This window comes from Rhodococcus sp. NPDC019050, from assembly GCF_055664235.1.
This window is the reverse complement of record NZ_JBVOON010000006.1, coordinates 130,190-149,152: the sequence shown is the minus strand read 5'-3', so window position 1 is coordinate 149,152 and position 18,963 is coordinate 130,190. Positions and strand designations below refer to the sequence as shown.

Here is an 18,963-nt window from a genome sequence, read left to right as displayed (position 1 = left end):
GAAATCATGGCTCGTGCGGTCGGTATCGACCTCGGAACCACCAACTCGGTCGTTTCCGTTCTGGAGGGCGGCGAGCCCGTCGTGGTCGCCAACTCCGAAGGTTCACGCACCACCCCGTCTGTCGTCGCTTTCGCGAAGAACGGCGAGGTTCTGGTGGGTCAGCCTGCCAAGAACCAGGCGGTCACCAACGTCGACCGCACCATCCGTTCCGTTAAGCGGCACGTCGGGTCCGACTGGAACGTCGACATCGACGGCAAGAAGTACACCCCCCAGGAGATCAGCGCCCGCACGCTGATGAAGCTGAAGCGCGACGCCGAGTCGTACCTGGGTGAGGACATCACCGACGCCGTCATCACCGTTCCGGCCTACTTCAACGACGCTCAGCGCCAGGCGACGAAGGAAGCCGGCACCATCGCCGGCCTCAACGTCCTGCGCATCGTCAACGAGCCCACCGCCGCGGCTCTCGCGTACGGCCTCGACAAGGGCAGCAAGGAACAGACCATCCTGGTCTTCGACCTCGGTGGCGGCACGTTCGACGTGTCCCTCCTCGAGATCGGCGACGGTGTCGTCGAGGTCCGCGCGACCTCCGGTGACAACCACCTCGGTGGCGACGACTGGGACGAGCGCATCGTCAACTGGCTCGTCGACAAGTTCAAGGCACAGCACGGCGTCGACCTGACCAAGGACAAGATGGCCCTGCAGCGTCTTCGTGAGGCTGCGGAGAAGGCGAAGATCGAGCTGTCGAGCTCGCAGTCGACGTCGATCAACCTGCCGTACATCACGGTCGACGCGGACAAGAACCCGCTGTTCCTCGACGAGCAGCTGAGCCGTTCCGAGTTCCAGAAGATCACCGGTGACCTCCTCGAGCGCACCCGCGCTCCGTTCCAGCAGGTCGTCAAGGACGCAGGCATCTCCGTCGGCGACATCGACCACGTGGTCCTCGTCGGTGGCTCGACCCGTATGCCCGCCGTGACCGACCTCGTGCGCGAACTCACCGGTGGCAAGGAGCCCAACAAGGGCGTCAACCCGGACGAGGTCGTCGCCGTTGGTGCTGCACTGCAGGCCGGCGTCCTCAAGGGCGAGGTCAAGGACGTGCTGCTGCTCGACGTCACCCCGCTTTCCCTCGGCATCGAGACCAAGGGCGGCGTGATGACCAAGCTCATCGAGCGCAACACCACGATCCCCACCAAGCGTTCGGAAACCTTCACCACGGCCGACGACAACCAGCCGTCCGTGCAGATCCAGGTCTTCCAGGGCGAGCGTGAGATCGCGGCGCACAACAAGCTGCTCGGCTCGTTCGAGCTCGGCGGTATCGCTCCGGCTCCGCGCGGTGTCCCGCAGATCGAGGTCACCTTCGACATCGACGCCAACGGCATCGTGCATGTGACCGCCCGCGACAAGGGCACCGGCAAGGAGAACACGATCAAGATCCAGGAAGGCTCCGGCCTGTCCCAGGAGGAGATCGACCGGATGGTCAAGGACGCCGAGGCGCACGCCGAGGAAGACCGCGTCCGCCGCGAGGAGGCCGAGGTTCGCAACCAGGCCGAGTCGCTCGTGCACCAGACCGAGAAGTTCATCAAGGACAACGAGGAGAAGGTGCCGGCCGACGTCAAGGAGAAGGTCGAGGCTGCCGTCAAGGAAGCCAAGGACGCTCTGGCCGGTAGCGACATCTCTGCGGTCAAGTCCGCCGTCGAGAAGCTCGCGACCGAGTCGCAGGCTCTCGGCCAGGCCATCTACGAGTCGCAGGGTGGCGCCGAGGGTGCGGCAGCCGGTGACGGTGCCGCAGCCGGTGCCGACGATGTCGTCGACGCCGAGGTCGTCGACGAGCCGACCGATTCGGAGAAGAAGTGACGTCGGGTAAGCCCGAGCAGGAACCGGTGACCGTCACCGACAAGCGGCGGATCGATCCCGAGACCTTCGAGGTGCGGGACGCGACCACCGAGTCGGCTGAGGACACCGGTGCCCCTGCCGAGGGCATCGTCGAGAACGAGGACGGCACCGAGGAGGTCCAGGTCGAGGAGGCTCTGTCTCCCGAATCGGCCGAACTCGCGGAACGCACCGCAGATCTGCAGCGTGTCTCCGCCGAGTACACCAACTACCGTCGTCGCGCCGAACGCGAGAAGGCCGCCATCGGCGAGTCCGCGAAGGCGTCGGTGGTGGCCCAGTTCCTCGACGTCGTCGACGACCTGGATCGGGCCCGTGCCCACGGTGACCTCGAATCCGGTCCGCTGAAGGCGGTCGGCGACAAGCTGACCCGCATTTTGACCGGACTCGGCCTCGAAGGTTTCGGTGACGAAGGCGACGTCTTCGATCCGGAACTGCACGAAGCGGTCCAGATGGAGGGCGACGGCAGCCACCCGGTGCTCGGCACGATCCTGCGCAAGGGTTACCGCGTCGGCGATCGAGTGCTGCGGCACGCGATGGTGACCGTCACCGACGGCGACCCGGCGGACACGCCGGAACAAACGCCGTCCGACGGCACCGACACAGAGTAAGAACAACGAGAGCGAAAGGAGGAGACGCCCGGTGAGCCAGCGGGAGTGGATCGAAAAGGACTTCTACAAGGACCTGGGCGTCTCGTCCGACGCTTCGCAAGACGAGATCAAGAAGGCCTACCGCAAGTTGGCTCGGGATCTGCATCCCGATGCGAACCCCGGCGATTCCGCAGCCGAGGAGCGGTTCAAGGCGGTCAGCGAGGCGAACGCCGTGCTGTCCGACCCTGCCAAGCGTAAGGAATACGACGAGACCCGCCGGATGTTCGCGTCCGGAGGTTTCGGCGGTGGCTTCCAGCCCGGCGGTGGCGGATTTTCCGGCGGGAACACCACATTCGACCTCGGTGACCTCTTCGGAGGCGGTGGTGCCGGCGACGGTGGATTGGGAGACCTCTTCGGGGGACTCTTCAACCGCGGTGCCGCCGGCGGTGCGAATCGCTCGCGGCCGCGCCGCGGTGGTGACATCGAGACCGAGACGACCCTCGATTTCCGGGATGCCGTCCAAGGTGTCACCGTTCCGTTGCGACTGACGAGCCCTTCGCCGTGCACCACGTGCCACGGCAGCGGCGCCGAGCCGGGCACCAGCCCCCGGGTGTGCCCGCAGTGCAACGGAAGTGGCATCGTCTCCCGCAACCAGGGCGCGTTCGGTTTCTCCGAACCGTGCGACGAATGCCGCGGGTCGGGCTCGATCATCGACAGCCCGTGCCGCGATTGCCACGGCAGCGGGGTGCAGGAACGCACCCGCACGATCACGGTGCGCGTGCCGTCCGGCATCAAGGACGGTTCCCGCATCCGCCTCGCCGGACAGGGCGAAGCCGGCCTGCGGGGCGCCCCTTCGGGCGACCTGTTCGTCGTCGTGCACGTCCGGCCCGACCGCGTGTTCGGTCGCGACGGCGACAACCTGACACTCGTACTGCCGGTCAGCTACGGCGAACTCGTGCTCGGCAGCACCGTGTCGGTTCCGACGCTCGACGGCCGGGTCGGTCTGAAGATCCCGGCGGGCACGGCCGACGGCCGGGTCTTGCGGGTCCGCGGTCGTGGCGTCCCCAAGCGTGGGGGCGGAGCGGGCGACCTGCTCGTGACCGTCAAGGTTGCCATCCCCCAGAACCTCGACGAGCAGGCGACGGAAGCGCTGCGCGATTATCTTCGTGCCGAAGAGGCCGGCGGATTCGACCCGCGTGAAGGATGGGCAGGTGCGTGATGAGCGACATGGGAACTCACCGAAATCTCCCACCGGATCCCGACGCGCGTGTCTATGTCATCTCGGTGGCTGCCGAGCTTGCCGGGATGCACGCCCAGACATTGCGTAACTACGACCGGTTGGGACTGGTTACACCGCACCGCACCAGCGGTGGCGGACGGCGGTACTCGCCGCGTGACGTCGAACTGCTCCGCGAGGTGCAGCGTCTCTCGCAGGACGAAGGCGTCAATCTGGCCGGGATCAAACGGATCATCGAGCTGACCAACCACGTCGAGGCGTTGCAGCAGCGGGTCACGGAACTGTCCGCGGAGGTCTCGCAGTTGCGTTCCGCCCGCCGTGATCTGGTGCCCGTGCAGCGCACCAACGCGCTGGTCGTGTGGAAGCCCAGGCACGCGCGCGAATCCTGACCGAACTCGAAAACCCCCACGTCGTCGACGTGGGGGTTTCTGCGTCTCAGGGGAGGTCGCGGCTGATCGTGTAGGTGACGTTCATGAACGGGAAGCCCGCATCGACCTGCACGTCGGTGGCGTACTCGTGGTGGTTGGGGCCGGCCACCCGGGTCCCGTCACCGTTGGCGACGCCGGTTCCGTAGTTGCTCGCCATGAAGACCGCGGTGGCTTCGCCCGGCATCGTGTAGGTGACCTGCACACCGAATCCGCGGCGGTCGGTGCTGCCTGCCGTCACGACTTCCGTTGTGTGCGCGGCAACCACGGACTTCGGTTCGTCGACCCACTCCCCGTACGGATTGCCGATCGCCTTCAGCACCATGGGTGCGTCGGTCTCGTTGGCGATCGTCATCGTGATGGTGGGTGCGTCGGCCGGAAGAGTCTCGCCGTTGGCCGTCGCGGGAACAGCGAAGGCTGCCACCGCAGCCAGAGCTAGGGCGGCACATGCGCGGGTGCGGTACTTCATCGTGCTCCTGCGGTCGACGACTCGATGCCGCCGGTCGTGGGACCGGCCGGCAAAGTGTACCCGCGAGTACGGAGCGGCGGTACGGGTCCTACGGGACCCTGGTTTCAGGCTGCGACGAGGTCGCTGACCTGCGCCACGAGTTCGAGTGAACGCAACCAGGCGTCACGCCCGGGAGCCGACGACACGACGATCAGTTCGTCGGCCTGCGCGCGTTCGGTGAACCGGTCGAGATAGGCGCGCACCTCGGACGGGGTGCCCACGGCGGTGTTCTTCAGCATCGTGAGGACCTGATAGCCGGCGGGCGAATCGAGGAGCATGTCGATCTCCTCCTCGGTGAACGTACGTCCGCGCCCGACCATCTGCACGACCCGCGAACGCTTGGTCTCCTCGAACAACGCAGCCGCTTCGTCTGCGGTGTCGGCGGCGATCACACCCACCCCGGCGATCACGTAGGGCTCGGGGTGCTGTTCGGAAGGCTGGTATTCGCGGCGGTAGAGCGCGACCGCGTCCTCGAGAGCCTGCGGCGCGAAGTGCGACGCGAAGGCGTACGGAAGACCCAGCAATGCAGCAAGTTTCGCTCCGAAGAGGGAGGAGCCCAGGATGTAGAGCGGCACGTCGGTGCCCTTGCCCGGAACGGCGTCGACGCCGGGGATCCGGGAGTCGCCCTTCAGGTAGCCCTGCAACTCGAGCACGTCCTGAGGAAAGCTGTCGGCCGACGAGGCGTCGCGCCGCAGCGCCCGCATCGTCTTCTGGTCGCTACCCGGTGCACGCCCCAACCCCAGGTCGATACGGCCCGGATGGAGCGTGGCAAGCGTGCCGAACTGCTCGGCGATAGTCAGCGGCGAGTGATTCGGGAGCATGATCCCGCCTGCTCCGAGCCGGATCGACGACGTGTGCGCCGCGACGTGCGCGATCAGCACGCTCGTGGCGGACGACGCGATGGTCGGCATGTTGTGGTGCTCGGCGTACCAGATGCGCCGGTAACCCCACTGTTCGGCGAGCTGCGCCATCTTCACGCTCGCGTCGAAACTGTCGCGAGCGGTTTCACCCTTGCCGATATGGGCCAAATCGAGGATGGAGAGGGGAACAGTCACCGAGAATCCTTCGTCCGGGGCCCGCCACCGGCAGCCGGCCACACCCCCGATGCAACCAGGGGCGGACGCCGGCTATTCCGGGGCAGTCGTCACAGTCGGTCGAAGTGTCCGTATGTGCCGCGGTAGAACAGCAACGGTCCGTTGGAGTGCAGGGTCGTCAGGCCGGTGACGCGTGCCACGACGATCGTGTGGTCGCCGGCGTCGTGCTCGGTTTCCACGGTTGCCTCCACGCGGGCGAGCGCACCGTCGAGTGCGGGGGCTCCGTTCTCGCCGGGAGCCCAGTCGACACCGCGGAACTTGTTGCCACCGCTGACGGCGAACGCCGCGCACAGTGTGCGCTGGCTCTCACCCAGGACGTTGATGGCCAGGGTGCCGATCTCACGGATCCGCGGCCACGTCGTGGAGGTGCGTGCGGGGCAGAAGGACACCAGCGGCGGGTCCAGCGACACCGACGTGAACGACTGACACGCGAAGCCGAGGGGTTCGTCGCCGTCGATGGCGGTGATGACGGTGACTCCCGTGCAGAAGTTGCCCATCACGTCGCGCATCGTGCGCGGATCCAGCACCGCATGTTCTGCCGTCATCGAAGGGCTCCTCTCACCGTCCGTATTACTCCAGTGTCCGTCATGCTCCCGGTGACTTCACGCCTGGTATCCCGCAGAGCGGAAAGGACGCGGTGATCGTCTGTCCCGGCGCGGGTCGGTGGACCCCTGTGACACTCCTCGCACGCGTTCATGGTCGGGTATCCGGGGACACCAGGACACAACGTGTGCCTGTGAAGATCGTGGGCATGCACTTGTTGCAGTGGATGCACAACGATCGGTGGTCCGGCTCACTGGCAATCCGGTTGATCAGGTCCGGCTCGCGCAGAAGTGCGCGCGCCATGGCGACGAATTCGAAGCCTTCGGCCATCGCGATGTCCATGCCTGCGCGGTCCGTCACACCACCCAGGAGAACCAGTGGCATCTTCACGGCCGCGCGGATCTGACGCGCGTCCTCGAGCATGTAGAGATCTCGATAGGGGTATTGCTTGAGAAAGTGCTTGCCGACGAGCTTCATTCCGGTGCGGACCGGCTCGCGCATCTCTGCGGCGAACTCGCGCAGGGGAACGTCGCCCTTGAACAGGTACATCGAGTTCAGGAGCGAGCTACCCACGGTCAGTTCGATGGCATCGAGTGAGCCGTCCTCTTCCAGCCACTGAGCCACCTGAACGGCTTCGTCGAGCCAGAATCCGCCCGGTACGCCGTCGTCCATGTTCAGCTTTGCGAGGATGGCGATCTTGCCCCCGACTGCTTCCCGCACTGTGCGCGCCGTTTCGCGTACCAGGCGCGCGCGGTTGGCGAGGGACCCGCCGTACTCGTCTGTGCGCTTGTTGATCTTCGGGCTGAGGAACGAGCTGGCGAAGTAGTTGTGTCCGAAGTGGATTTCGACGGCGTCGAACCCACTTTCGACGGCATAACGGGCTGCGTCACCGTGCGCCCGGCGAATGCGGTCGATATCGGCGAGTGTGGCCGCGCGAACCATGCGCATGCCGAGCGGGTTGAACTGGCGGGTCGGTCCGAGTGCGGGCAGTCCCGTGCTGGCTTCGTTGGCGACGGGCCCCGCATGGCCGATCTGTGCGGAGGCTGCGGCCCCTTCGGCGTGGACGGCGTTCGAGCATGCGATGGGCCGAGGAGCGGGGCAGACCCGTGTGGCGCACGATCTGCGCGAGCGTGAGACGGCCGACACCGTCGAAGGCGTCGAGTACGAGACTCACGCGGTCGAGTACTGCGCTGGGTGTCTGGTCGGGTACGGACTGCATGGTCATGAATGCTCCTACAACCGCCGCGCCGTCGGCGCGGGACATGGACACCAAGCAATGGGATCTGTACGGCAGCGTGCACACGGAAGATGTCGTGAGCGAGACCTTCGGTGCCGCAGTCGATGGCGAGTCCGACGGCCGACCGGCAGTGGTCGGGAGGGACGCATTGCGGCGAGCCATCGAAGGAGTTCTCGACGGGCCCATCCCGGTCACCAGTGTGCATCACGGCCATACGCCGGAGATCGTCCTGACCTCGGACGTGACCGCAACCGGTGTCTGGGCGATGGAAGACATGTTGTGGTGGACGAACGGTGCGACCGAGGAACACCTGCACGGATACGGCCACTATCACGAGACATACCGCAAGGTCGGCGGCGGGTGGCTGATCGCGTACAGAAACCTGACTCGGTTGCGTGTCGATCAAACCCCCGGATTTTTCGACTATCTGACCGAAGCCCTCACCGGACGAGAGTGATCCGATCCTTCCGGGACACCGACCACCTGACCTCGTGCTCTCCCGGTGATCGGAATCACGAACGGCGTGACCTGGAAACTGCCCTACCGTCCTTCGGACAAACCATATGAAGGAGACTGTCGATGGCGACGACACCCCTGCCGGCCGTGACCCCCGCTCGTGACACCGAGGTCGACCTGCTCGTGATCGGGTCGGGTACGGGTATGGCAGCGGCCCTCGCCGCGAGCGAACTCGGAATGTCGGCACTGATCGTGGAGAAATCACCGCATGTCGGTGGGTCCACCGCCCGCTCCGGCGGTGCGTTCTGGGTGCCGGCCAATCCGATTCTCGCCGAGGCCGGGTCGGGTGACACGGTCGAGCGCGGCCACACCTACGTCCGGTCGGTGGTGGACGGCACGGCGCCGGTCGAGCGGGGTGAGGCGTTCGTCGACAACGGCGCCGACACGGTCGAGATGCTCCGGCGCACCACGCCCATGAAGTTGTTCTGGGCCGAGGGTTACTCCGATTACCACCCGGAACTGCCGGGTGGTTCGGCGGTCGGACGTAGTTGCGAGTGCCTGCCGTTCGACCTGTCGGTGCTGGGGGAGGAGCGTTCGCGTCTGCGCCCGGGACTCATGGAAGCAAGTCTTCCGATGCCCACCACGGGAGCCGACTACAAGTGGATGAACCTCATGCTGCGCGTGCCGCACAAGGGTTTTCCACGGATCTTCAAGAGGCTGGCCCAGGGTGTCGCCGGGCTCGCGGTCAAGCGTGAATATGTCGCCGGTGGACAGGCGATCGCCGCGGGATTGTTCGCGGGTGTGCTGAAGGCCGGTGTGCCTGTCTGGACCGAGACCTCGCTGGTGCGTCTGATCACCGAGGGCGACCGGGTCACCGGCGCCGTCCTCGAGCAGAACGGCCGTGAGGTGACGGTGACCGCGCGCCGCGGAGTGGTCCTCGCCGCAGGCGGTTTCGACCACGACATGGCGATGCGGCGCAAGTTCCAGTCCGAGCGCCTGCTCGACAACGAAAGCCTCGGTGCCGAGACCAACACCGGAGACGCGATCAAGGCCGCCCAGGAGATCGGCGCCGGCCTGGATCTCATGGATCAGGCATGGTGGTTCCCTGCCGTCGCACCGACCCGGCAGGGCAAGCCGCCGATGGTGATGCTCGCCGAGCGGTCGCTGCCCGGTTCCTTCATCGTCGATCAGACCGGACGGCGCTTCACCAACGAGTCCTCGGACTACATGTCGTTCGGGCAGTTGGTGCTCGAACGTGAACGCTCGGGTGATCCGATCGAGTCGATGTGGATCGTCTTCGACCAGAAGTACCGCAACAGCTACGTATTCGCGGCCGGGGTGTTCCCGCGTCAGCCACTGCCGGCGTCCTGGTACAAGGCGGGTATCGCCCACCGTGCCTCCACCGCGGAAGAACTCGCGGCGTCGATGGGGGTGCCGGTGGACACCTTCGCCGAGACCTTCGGCAGGTTCAACGAGGATGCCGCGGCCGGAACGGATTCCGAGTTCGGGCGTGGGGGCAGCGCCTACGACCGCTACTACGGCGATCCCACGGTCCGTCCCAACCCCAATCTGCGGCCACTCACGCGCGGATCTCTGTACGCCGTGAAGATGACCCTGAGCGATCTGGGGACGTGTGGCGGCGTGCGGGCAGACGAACGGGCGCGCGTGCTCCGCGAGGACGGCAGCGCCATCGACGGGCTCTACGCCGTGGGCAACACCGCGGCCAACGCGTTCGGCCATCGCTACCCCGGCGCCGGCGCGACCATCGGTCAGGGCCTGGTGTTCGGATACATCGCCGCGCGCGATGCCGCGGGACGGGTCGCCGCGCCGTAACCGGAATGCCCCCGGCGGCGCGGCCGCCGGAGGTCAGTACGGGTCGTAACGGATGTTCTCGAGGGGCGTCCCGGTCTCGAGCAACTTCTGCACGGTCGAGCGCACCATCGGCGCGGACCCGCAGACGAGCACCTGGTGATCGCCGAACGCCCCGTACGAGGTGACGATGTCGCCGAGGCTGCCTTCGAGGAGTTCGTCGGGGTCGATGCCGAGATCACCGACGTGCGAGGTGATCCGGTCGTAGAAGGGATCGCCGATCGCGGGGTCGTACAGCGACTCGGTCACCGGCACGATCGTCAGCCAGGGCAGTGCTTCCCCGAGCAGTGCCAGCATGTCTGCCGCGTAGAGGTCGCGAGGCGACCGGCCACCCATGAACAGGAAGGTGCGCGGCGGTTGCGGCCGCCGTGCCACGTCGAGGAGCAACGCGCGCAGGGGAGCCAGTCCGGTGCCGCCGGCGATCATCACGACGATGCGTCCGGTGTCGTCGATGTGGAGATCCCCGCCGCGAGGACTGCCCACGGTCCACACGTCGCCGGGGCTCGTGGATTCGACGATCGTCTTGCTGACCCATCCGCCGGGCACCGTGCGGACGTGGAATTCGAGCTTGCCGTCCATCGACGGGGGCAAGGCGGGCGAGAGCCGACGCGGAAGGTTGGGGCGTTGCGGCACCGTCACATCCACGTACTGGCCCGCCCGGAACGGGACGATGTCGTTGTCGCATTCGAGTCGGACGACGGCCAGATCGTGCCGCAGGCGGTGGTGCTCGACCACGGTTGCGGAGACGGCGATGTCGGTGTCGGTCGATGACGGCGTAGCCGACTGCATTCGTGACCCCCGGGGTGGTGTGGCGCGATGTCGAACAGACTCTAGGCGAGGAACGCCCACCCCGACAGAGTGGAACGTGTTTCAGTTTTGGGGTCGGTGCGGTTATCGTGGCGGAAGCTGGGTGACGACGACCACATCAGCACTCGACCCTGCGTGAAGTCACACCCGCCGGAACACGGCCCCGACCCGGAAGGACGACCATGATCGAGGAGTACGCGGACCTGCACCGGCCCGTCTTCACCCCGGACCTGCTCATCACCGCGCTCGACCGGAGCGCGGATCGTCCGGCGCTCCACCTCGGCGACGTGGTCCTCACCGGTGCGGAGATGCGCGGTGCGATCAGTAGATTCCAGCAGGCGCTCGCATCGGTGGGCATCGGGCAGGGGTCGTCCGTCGCGATGCTCTCCAAGAACCGCCCCGAAGTTCTCATCTCGATGGGCGCGACGATGGTCGCCGGGTGCCGGAACAGTGCGCTCAACCCGATGGGTTCGCTCGCCGACCACCTCTACATCACCTCCGATGCCGAGATCGAGACACTCATCTTCGATCCCGACCACTTCGAGGAGCGGGCCGCCGAACTCCAGGCGCAGATCCCGACCCTGAAAAACCTGTTCTCGCTCGGCCCCTCGTCCGTGGGCACCGACATCCTCGCGCTGGCCGAGCAGTTCACCGAGCAACGTCTCGTCGCCGCCCCGGTGTCGTCCGAGGACACCTCGTCGATGGTCTACACGGGCGGCACCACCGGCAAGCCGAAGGGCGTGATGGGGTCGTTCCGCTCCGGCGCCGCACTCACGCAGATCCAGATGGCCGAGTGGCAGTGGCCCGACGAGCCGCGCTTCCTGATCTGCACGCCGCTGTCGCATGCGGGTGCCGCGTTCTTCGTGCCGACACTGCTGCGCGGCGGTTGCCTCTACGTGCTGCCGTACTTCGAACCCGGCCTCGTGCTGGAGACCATCGAGAAGCACCGCATCAACGCGACGATGCTCGTCCCGACGATGATCTATCTGCTGCTCGATCATCCCGACCTCGACAGTCGTGATCTGTCGAGCCTCGAGACGCTCTTCTACGGCGCCTCGGCGATGTCGCCGGCGCGGCTGCAGGAAGGGATCGAGCGGCTCGGCCCGGTGTTCTTCCAGTTCTACGGCCAGTCCGAGTGCGGCATGACGATCTCGGTACTGCGCAAGGAAGAACATCTCGCCGACGATCCGGAGCGGCTCGCGTCGTGTGGACGTCCGGTGCCGTGGCTCGACGTGCGCCTGCTCGACGACGATCTCCGCGAAGTGCCGCAGGGCGAACTCGGTGAGATCTGCGTGCGCGGTCCGCTCGTCATGAAGGGGTACTGGAACAAGCCCGACGAGACCGCGGAAGCGTTGCGCGGCGGATGGTTGCACACGGGCGACGTGGCGCGTGCCGACAAGCACGGCTTCCTCACCATCGTCGATCGCAAGAAGGACATGATCGTCACCGGTGGATTCAACGTCTTCCCCCGCGAGATCGAGGACGCCATCTCGTCCCACCCCGCCGTCGCCTCGGTGGCGGTTGTCGGTGTGCCGGACCAGAAGTGGGGAGAGGCAGTCAAGGCGTGCGTGGTGCTGCGCGACGGGCGGACGGTGACCGCGGAAGAACTGATCGAGCAGGTCCGCGCCGCCAAGGGTTCGGTACACGCTCCCAAATCCGTGGATTTCCTCGATTCGCTGCCGCTCACGCCTCTCGGGAAGCTCGACAAGAAGACATTGCGCGCGTCGTACCGGTAGATCGGGGCCGCCTGAAATGTCGGCTTTCCTGCCCGAGCGCGGCCTGACATACTCCCTCGCATGGCAAACGGGGGACCCCAGCGGGTCGAGGTGCGACTGGCCGTCGAGTATCCGGGTCCCGGGGCGGTGAATACGCTCGGTGGTGGGGCGATGACACCGATCGAGCCGGTGCCGCCGGTGTGCGCTCGCCACGGGGAACCCGAGGTCGATCGGGTGCGCGTGACCGTCTCCTCCGACGCGTCCCGTCCCGAGGAGAAGACGGGCGGTTTCGGTTCGGCGCTCGAAGCCGCGTACACCGTGCAGGTTGCCGCCCTGGAGTGGCCGACGTGTGCGCGGTGTGTCGTCGTCCGCGTTCGCTGGCAGATCGCCGCGGCCACAACCTGTACCGTGCTCGGCGTCGTGTTCCTTGCGCTGGTGTTCGCGCTCGTGCAGGGCGCACCCAAGGCCTACGGCTTCGCGTTGCTCGCCGTGTTCGGGTTGTCGTTCCTGCCCATCTACGTGGCGTTGCGCGTCATCGACCCGCGTGTGGCCCTGGGAATGGATGTCGGGGACGACGGGGCGCAACTCGTGGTGTCTCAGGCGCATCCGGAATTTGCTCGCGCGGTGGCCTCGCAGCGCACCTGACGTCCGGGGTTACAGCGGATCGAAGCTGATGTTCTGGCGTGGTGTGCCCGCGGCGGACAACGCGTAGATCGTCGTCCGGATCATCGACGGTGAGCCGGCGATCTGGATCTGCCGATCCGCCCACGTGCCGAACTGGCCCACGACCTTGCCGAGCTTCCCGTACATGGTGCGGTGGAGGCCCTTTGGCGTTTCACGCACGGGTACCGGGTGCCACCACGGGTTCTCGTTCTCCTCGACGACCGGCACGACGGTGAGCCACGGGTTGGTCATCGCGATCTGCCACAGCGTCTCGAGATCGTAGAGGTCGCACGGGTACTTGCCACCGTAGAAGAGGTGCACGCGCGGATTGGTGCCGCGCATCGCCATCTCCATGATCTGCGCGCGCAGCGGTGCCAGACCGGTGCCGGACGCGATCATGAGGACGTCCTGGCCGCTGTCGCGATCGACGCGCAGGCCGCCGAGAGGGGGTCCGATCAGCCAGCGGTCGCCGACACGCACTTCGTTGACCAGTGCGGGGCTGACCCAGCCAGACGAGACGCGCCGCACGTGGAACTCGACCTGGCCGTGCGGATTCGGGGGAATCGCGGCGGACAGATAACGCCACATGTGGGGCCGCTGGGGGATCTGCACGCTCATGTACTGACCGGCGTAGTGCGGAATCGGCGTGTCGGTCTCGAGGCGGATGATCGCCACGTCGGGCAGCACCCGCTCGTGGCCGACGACCGTCGCGCCCCAGACGGCCGGGAGTTCGTCGGTGGCCGCGGCGGTGGCCATGGTCTCGACGAGCCGCCCGATCACCTCCGCCCAGGTTCGTTCGAGGGAGGCAGTCCACAGGATGAACGGAGTGCATTCCCGGACGGCGAACAGCAGGGCGTAACCCGCCGCGCGGAAGTGCTCCGGCTTGACGCCGTACTTGCGGTGGTCGCGTGCGAGTTGGGCGAGAAACGCCTCGACGGCGTCGAAGTCGGTCAACCGGTTGACGACCCAGCCGATCGCGGTGGTGAACCGGTGCCGCATGCTCTCCATGCCCGCCGGGAACAGTTCGCGGGTGCCGGAGGACTCGGACCACAGGGTCGTGTAGAAAGCCGAGGCGAATCGTTCGGGACCGGTAGCGGTCGCCGCGATCGACGCAAAGCTCAATTGCACTCGCGCGATGGCGAAAGTCTCCAACGCCATCCTCCCACGTAGTGCGCCTGCTGGACGCCGCCACTGTAGTCGGTCACGTGCCGGTCGGCTACACCGTGATCCCCCATTCGCAGCTATGGTGTGAATCACACCATCAAGAAACTTGAGCGGAACAAACTCAATCTTGTATCCGTTGTGCATAGCGAACCTCGTGGACACCGGTCCACAGGTACAGAATCACCAGCATTCGACGTGAAAGGGGCGCGCGGTGGATTCGTTCAACCCGACGACCAAGACTCAGGCCGCACTGACGGCGGCTCTCCAGGCCGCGTCCACTGCCGGCAACCCGGACATCCGTCCGGCCCACCTTCTGGTGGCGCTGCTCGACCAGGCGGACGGCATCGCCGCGCCACTGCTCGAAGCGGTCGGCGTGAATCCGTCGGCGGTCCGGGCCGAAGCCGATCGGCTCGTCGGTACGCTGCCGCAGACCACCGGTGCCACCACCACCCCCCAACTCGGGCGTGAGGCGATCGCCGCACTCTCGGCGGCGCAGAAGCTGGCAACCGAACTCTCGGACGAATTCGTCTCGACCGAACACGTCCTCGTCGGTCTCGCGAGCGGCGACTCCGACGTAGCGAAGCTTCTTGTGGGACAGGGCGCGACACCCGCGGCCCTGCGGGAGGCGTTCACTGCCGTCCGCGGGAACCGCCGGGTCACCAGCGCAGATCCCGAAGCGACCTACCAGGCTCTCGAGAAGTACTCGACCGATCTGACCGCCCGTGCCCGCGAGGGCAAGCTCGACCCGGTCATCGGCCGCGACAACGAGATTCGCCGTGTCGTGCAGGTGCTCTCGCGCCGCACCAAGAACAACCCGGTTCTCATCGGTGAACCCGGCGTCGGCAAGACGGCCATCGTCGAGGGGCTCGCCCAGCGCGTCGTCGCCGGCGACGTGCCGGAATCGCTGCGCGGCAAGACCGTCGTGGCTCTCGACCTCGGCGCGATGGTGGCCGGCGCGAAGTTCCGCGGCGAATTCGAGGAACGCCTCAAGGCCGTGCTCGACGAGATCAAGGACTCCGCGGGCGAGATCATCACGTTCATCGACGAACTGCACACCATCGTCGGTGCCGGCGCGACCGGTGAATCCGCCATGGACGCGGGCAACATGATCAAGCCGATGCTCGCGCGCGGCGAACTGCGCCTGGTCGGTGCGACCACCCTCGAGGAGTACCGCAAGTACATCGAGAAGGACGCCGCGCTCGAACGGCGGTTCCAGCAGGTCTTCGTCGGCGAGCCGAGCGTCGAGGACACCGTCGGCATCCTGCGTGGTCTCAAGGAACGGTACGAAGTGCACCACGGCGTGCGCATCACCGACTCGGCGCTCGTCGCCGCCGCGACGCTGTCCGATCGGTACATCACTTCGCGCTTCCTGCCCGACAAGGCCATCGACCTCGTCGACGAAGCGGCGTCACGGCTCCGCATGGAGATCGACTCGCGTCCCGAGGAGATCGACTCGGTCGAACGGATCGTCCGTCGCCTCGAGATCGAAGAGATGGCGCTGGAGAAGGAAACCGACGCCGCCTCGAAGGATCGTCTCGAAAAGCTGCGGGCCGAACTCGCCGACGAACGCGAACGGCTCAATCAGCTCACCACCCGCTGGCAGAACGAGAAGACCGCGATCGACTCGGTTCGCGTGGTCAAGGAGCAGTTGGAAGCGCTGCGCGGCGAGGAGGAACGGGCCGAGCGCGACGGCGATCTCGGCAAGGTCGCCGAGCTCCGGTACGGCCGCATCCCCGAACTGGAGAAGCAGCTCGAGGCCGCCGCGGCCGCGTCGGGAACCGGCACCGGTGACGACGTGATGCTCAAGGAAGAGGTCGGGCCGGACGACGTCGCCGATGTCGTCGCCGCTTGGACGGGCATCCCGGCCGGGCGTCTGCTCGAAGGTGAGACCGCGAAGCTGCTCCGGATGGAGGACGAACTCGGTAAGCGTGTCGTCGGCCAGGACCGTGCGGTCCAGTCGGTGTCCGATGCCGTGCGGCGGGCGCGGGCCGGTGTGTCCGACCCGAACCGTCCGACGGGCTCGTTCCTGTTCCTCGGCCCCACCGGTGTCGGCAAGACCGAGTTGGCCAAGGCGCTCGCCGATTTCCTGTTCGACGACGAGCGCGCCATGGTGCGCATCGACATGTCGGAGTACAGCGAGAAGCACTCGGTGGCGCGCCTGGTCGGTGCCCCTCCGGGCTATGTCGGCTACGAGTCGGGTGGTCAGCTCACCGAAGCCGTGCGGCGCCGCCCGTACTCGGTGGTGCTGTTCGACGAGGTCGAGAAGGCTCACCCCGACGTGTTCGACACGCTGCTCCAGGTGCTCGACGACGGCCGGCTCACCGACGGGCAGGGACGTACCGTCGACTTCCGCAACACGATCCTGATCCTCACGTCCAACCTGGGCGCCGGAGGCGACAAGGACCACGTGATGGCGGCGGTACGGGCAGCGTTCAAGCCGGAGTTCATCAACCGGCTCGACGATGTGGTCGTGTTCGATCCGCTGTCGGAAGGACAGCTCGCGCAGATCGTCGACATCCAGCTGGCGCAGCTGGCAGAGCGGCTCGAGGCACGGCGTCTGACGCTCGACGTCAACTCCAGTGCTCGGCTGTGGCTGGCGGTGCGTGGATACGATCCGCAGTTCGGTGCGCGTCCGCTGCGACGGCTCATCCAGCAGGCCATCGGCGACCAGCTCGCCAAGAAGCTGCTGGCCGGAGAGATCAAGGACGGCGACACCGTCCCGGTGGGTGTCAGCGACGACGGCGACAGGCTCGTCATCGGTAACTGATTGGCTCTCCCTCGTGCGCGTTTCCGGTAGCACTCGCTACCGGAAACGCGCACGTTTACTGTGGGAGGGGTTATGACAGAGCCGCATGATCCGCGCACGCCGCAGGAGCGGGCCTACGCGCTCGACGAGTCGCACGGTGGTACGCCGCCCGACGAATCGCAGCAGGGCCCGACGCAGGCGCAGGAGAGCACAGCACCCGACGACACTCGTGTGCTGCACACCGACGACCCCACTGCGGCGTACGGGACACCGGTCTCGAACCCGACCCTGGTGTATCCGGAGCCCGGTCCTCCCTCCGCCATGCCACAGGCCGCTCCCAACTCCCAGGCTGATCAGCAGACCCAGGCCTACCCGGCCCAGCCTCATTCGCCGGGTCAGGGTTACCCGCCGGCTGGGGCGGCACCGGTGGGTTACCAGCCCACACAGCAGTTCGGGCCGACACAGCAGTACGGACCCGCCCAGCAGTACCAACCCACGCAGCAGTACGGGCCCACGCAGCAGTACGGGCCCACGCAGCAGTACCAACCCACGCAGCAGTTCGAGCCGATACAGCAGCCCACGGCGGGATACCAGGCGGCGCAGGGTTACCAGCCCACACAGGCGTTCGGGCAACCGCCGAACCAGCCCCCCGGCTATCCGCCCACGATGCCTCCCGAGGGCCCGCCCGGTGCGGACGGTTCGAAGAAGGCTCCGCGCGGCCCGCGATGGGGAATCCTCCTGCTCGCAGTGGTGGTCCTCATCGCGCTCGGAGGAACTATCGGATTCCTCGTGAGCAAGATCGACGGTGAATCCGACTCGGCCACCGGCGCCCGCCAGTTCACGACGCAGGCACCTGCCGCGCCGCTTTCGCCGAGCCCGTCGCCGGAGGAATCCCCGTCGATTCCTCCCCTCGACGAGCTTCCCGGCGGTCTCGGGGAGATCATCGGTGACTCCGGGGCAGTGGTCGGCACGGTTACCTCGAACGACGGCTCGAGCCTGACGATCAGCGGGATCGGCGGATCGCTGGTCACCGTGTTGCTCACGCCCGACACCCAGATCATCACGCTCTCGGGCGACGATCCGTCCGCATTGACCGTCGGCTCGGCCGTGGTCGCGACCGGCACTCCCGTCGAAGCGGGCAGCATGACGGCCGAGACCGTCGTCAGCGCGTCGATACCGTCATTCGACGGTCCGGGTCGCTGAGCACGCTAGGCTTTCGTGTCGATGACGTTCTTGTGGTTTGCTCTCGCCGCGGTCGCACTGCTCGGTGCGCTCGCACTGCTCTATGTCGACCGCACCCGGCGTGAACAATCCGGGCGTGTGCGTGAGATCTGGGCACGTGCCCAGGGCTACAAGTACACGGCATCGGACGACCAACTGCCGTCGCACTGGCACCGCGCCGCGCTCGCCAAGCAGGAGTACCTCGGCGCGATCGACGTCGTGCGGGGTGTCCGGCGCGGCGAGCACTTCACCCTCTTCGACATCGAAGAAACCGCGACGATCGTCGCGGTCCGGCGCAAGGTCGGTTCGGATGTGGACATCGACCTGCGACTGAAGTCGACGCCGCCGCCGAAAGACCACGACATGAATCTGCTCGGTTCGATCGGGCCGCGCATCGTGTTCGCCACCGACCTCGAGATCGCCCGTCGTGTGTGCGACCAGCGCATGGTCGCGTTCACCCAGTCCATCCCCGACCACGTGCAGATGCTGTGGAGCGAGGGAGAGTGGACCCTGGGTTCGATCCCGGTGGGCAGCAACGGCCGCGAGTGGGATTCGGCCATCGAAACGGTCGCCCGGTTGTCGGGGATCCTGCATGTCCTTCCGCCCCCGGTCGAATCCACGGAATCCGAGGAAATCGCGCGCAGCGAGCACGACCCCGGCCGCCCGTCCTCGCACCGCTGACCCAGGTCGCCGGATCGCGGTAGGACTGCCCGCCCCGGCCACTGCCGAACTCTTCCACCGCATCCAGTGACCGCGTCTCGCTGGGACAGGAAGCCGTGATGCTTCCTCCTCTGCGAGTGTGAT

17 protein-coding genes and 1 pseudogene are annotated in these 18,963 nt (G+C 66.8%); 11 read left to right on the top strand and 7 right to left on the bottom strand.

Annotated features, from left to right (window positions below; genetic code table 11):
- The first annotated feature begins 6 nt into the window (after positions 1-6).
- Genes dnaK through AC0B44_RS09625 form a run of 4 tightly spaced genes read left to right on the top strand, consistent with a single transcriptional unit; the run spans position 7 to position 4,100 of the window.
- Entirely contained in the window at positions 7-1,851 is a 1,845-nt protein-coding gene (dnaK, locus tag AC0B44_RS09640) for a molecular chaperone DnaK (RefSeq protein ID WP_471902675.1), read from the top strand.
- Complete coding sequence (gene grpE / locus AC0B44_RS09635) at positions 1,848-2,495, top strand: nucleotide exchange factor GrpE (RefSeq protein WP_471902674.1); 648 nt, start codon at positions 1,848-1,850, stop codon at positions 2,493-2,495. The genes dnaK and grpE overlap by 4 nt, the downstream gene beginning before the upstream one ends.
- A gap of 31 nt (positions 2,496-2,526) precedes the next feature.
- The gene (gene dnaJ / locus AC0B44_RS09630) at positions 2,527-3,693 is read left to right on the top strand and encodes a molecular chaperone DnaJ (RefSeq protein ID WP_471902673.1); all 1,167 of its coding nucleotides are present in this window, start codon (positions 2,527-2,529) and stop codon (positions 3,691-3,693) included.
- Positions 3,693-4,100, top strand: coding sequence for a heat shock protein transcriptional repressor HspR (locus AC0B44_RS09625; RefSeq protein WP_471902672.1), 408 nt, complete (start codon positions 3,693-3,695; stop codon positions 4,098-4,100). The genes dnaJ and AC0B44_RS09625 overlap by 1 nt, the downstream gene beginning before the upstream one ends.
- A 46-nt stretch (positions 4,101-4,146) precedes the next feature.
- On the opposite strand, the gene AC0B44_RS09620 is transcribed toward AC0B44_RS09625, so the two are convergent.
- From AC0B44_RS09620 to AC0B44_RS09600, 5 genes and pseudogenes are all read right to left on the bottom strand, one after another.
- Entirely contained in the window at positions 4,147-4,605 is a 459-nt protein-coding gene (locus AC0B44_RS09620) for a hypothetical protein (protein ID WP_471902671.1), read from the bottom strand.
- Positions 4,606-4,709: 104 nt separating this feature from the next.
- A complete protein-coding gene (locus tag AC0B44_RS09615) occupies positions 4,710-5,699 on the bottom strand; it encodes an LLM class flavin-dependent oxidoreductase (RefSeq protein ID WP_471902670.1) in 990 nt (329 codons plus the stop codon).
- Between the two features lie 89 nt (positions 5,700-5,788).
- The gene (locus AC0B44_RS09610) at positions 5,789-6,283 is read right to left on the bottom strand and encodes a flavin reductase family protein (protein WP_471902669.1); all 495 of its coding nucleotides are present in this window, start codon (positions 6,281-6,283) and stop codon (positions 5,789-5,791) included.
- 148 nt (positions 6,284-6,431) lie between these two features.
- On the bottom strand, positions 6,432-7,427 hold the full coding sequence (locus AC0B44_RS09605; RefSeq protein WP_471902668.1) for an oxidoreductase: 996 nt from the start codon (positions 7,425-7,427) through the stop codon (positions 6,432-6,434).
- Positions 7,405-7,500, bottom strand: a pseudogene (locus AC0B44_RS09600) (IclR family transcriptional regulator); the annotation flags it as partial. The pseudogene AC0B44_RS09600 and the gene AC0B44_RS09605, both read right to left, overlap by 23 nt.
- 4 nt (positions 7,501-7,504) lie before the next feature.
- On the opposite strand from AC0B44_RS09600, the gene AC0B44_RS09595 reads away from it, so the two are divergent.
- Together AC0B44_RS09595 and AC0B44_RS09590 are read left to right on the top strand one after the other, a co-directional pair.
- Positions 7,505-7,975, top strand: coding sequence for a nuclear transport factor 2 family protein (locus AC0B44_RS09595; protein WP_471902667.1), 471 nt, complete (start codon positions 7,505-7,507; stop codon positions 7,973-7,975).
- Positions 7,976-8,097: 122 nt separating this feature from the next.
- Positions 8,098-9,807: a 3-ketosteroid-delta-1-dehydrogenase gene (locus tag AC0B44_RS09590; RefSeq protein WP_471902666.1), complete on the top strand. Its 1,710-nt coding sequence runs from the start codon at positions 8,098-8,100 to the stop codon at positions 9,805-9,807.
- Positions 9,808-9,840: 33 nt separating this feature from the next.
- Here the strand turns inward: AC0B44_RS09590 and AC0B44_RS09585 are convergent, their stop codons facing one another.
- The gene (locus AC0B44_RS09585) at positions 9,841-10,632 is read right to left on the bottom strand and encodes an FAD-binding oxidoreductase (protein ID WP_471902665.1); all 792 of its coding nucleotides are present in this window, start codon (positions 10,630-10,632) and stop codon (positions 9,841-9,843) included.
- Between the two features lie 200 nt (positions 10,633-10,832).
- Here AC0B44_RS09585 and AC0B44_RS09580 point away from each other — a divergent pair, with 200 nt between their 5' ends.
- Both AC0B44_RS09580 and AC0B44_RS09575 read left to right on the top strand, forming a co-directional pair.
- A complete protein-coding gene (locus AC0B44_RS09580; RefSeq protein ID WP_471902664.1) occupies positions 10,833-12,386 on the top strand; it encodes an AMP-binding protein in 1,554 nt (517 codons plus the stop codon).
- Between the two features lie 60 nt (positions 12,387-12,446).
- Positions 12,447-13,010: a hypothetical protein gene (locus AC0B44_RS09575; protein WP_471902663.1), complete on the top strand. Its 564-nt coding sequence runs from the start codon at positions 12,447-12,449 to the stop codon at positions 13,008-13,010.
- A gap of 9 nt (positions 13,011-13,019) precedes the next feature.
- On the opposite strand, the gene AC0B44_RS09570 is transcribed toward AC0B44_RS09575, so the two are convergent.
- Positions 13,020-14,180, bottom strand: a complete 1,161-nt coding sequence (locus AC0B44_RS09570) for an FAD-binding oxidoreductase (protein WP_471902705.1) — start codon at positions 14,178-14,180, stop codon at positions 13,020-13,022.
- A gap of 223 nt (positions 14,181-14,403) precedes the next feature.
- Between AC0B44_RS09570 and clpB the strand changes: the two genes are divergently transcribed.
- The 3 genes from clpB (at position 14,404) to AC0B44_RS09555 (ending at position 18,840) form a co-directional block, all read left to right on the top strand.
- Entirely contained in the window at positions 14,404-16,959 is a 2,556-nt protein-coding gene (clpB, locus tag AC0B44_RS09565; RefSeq protein WP_471902662.1) for an ATP-dependent chaperone ClpB, read from the top strand.
- A 72-nt stretch (positions 16,960-17,031) separates the two neighbouring features.
- Positions 17,032-18,141, top strand: coding sequence for a DUF5666 domain-containing protein (locus AC0B44_RS09560; protein ID WP_471902661.1), 1,110 nt, complete (start codon positions 17,032-17,034; stop codon positions 18,139-18,141).
- Between the two features lie 21 nt (positions 18,142-18,162).
- A complete protein-coding gene (locus AC0B44_RS09555; RefSeq protein ID WP_471902660.1) occupies positions 18,163-18,840 on the top strand; it encodes a type III secretion system chaperone family protein in 678 nt (225 codons plus the stop codon).
- The last annotated feature ends 123 nt before the right edge of the window (positions 18,841-18,963 follow it).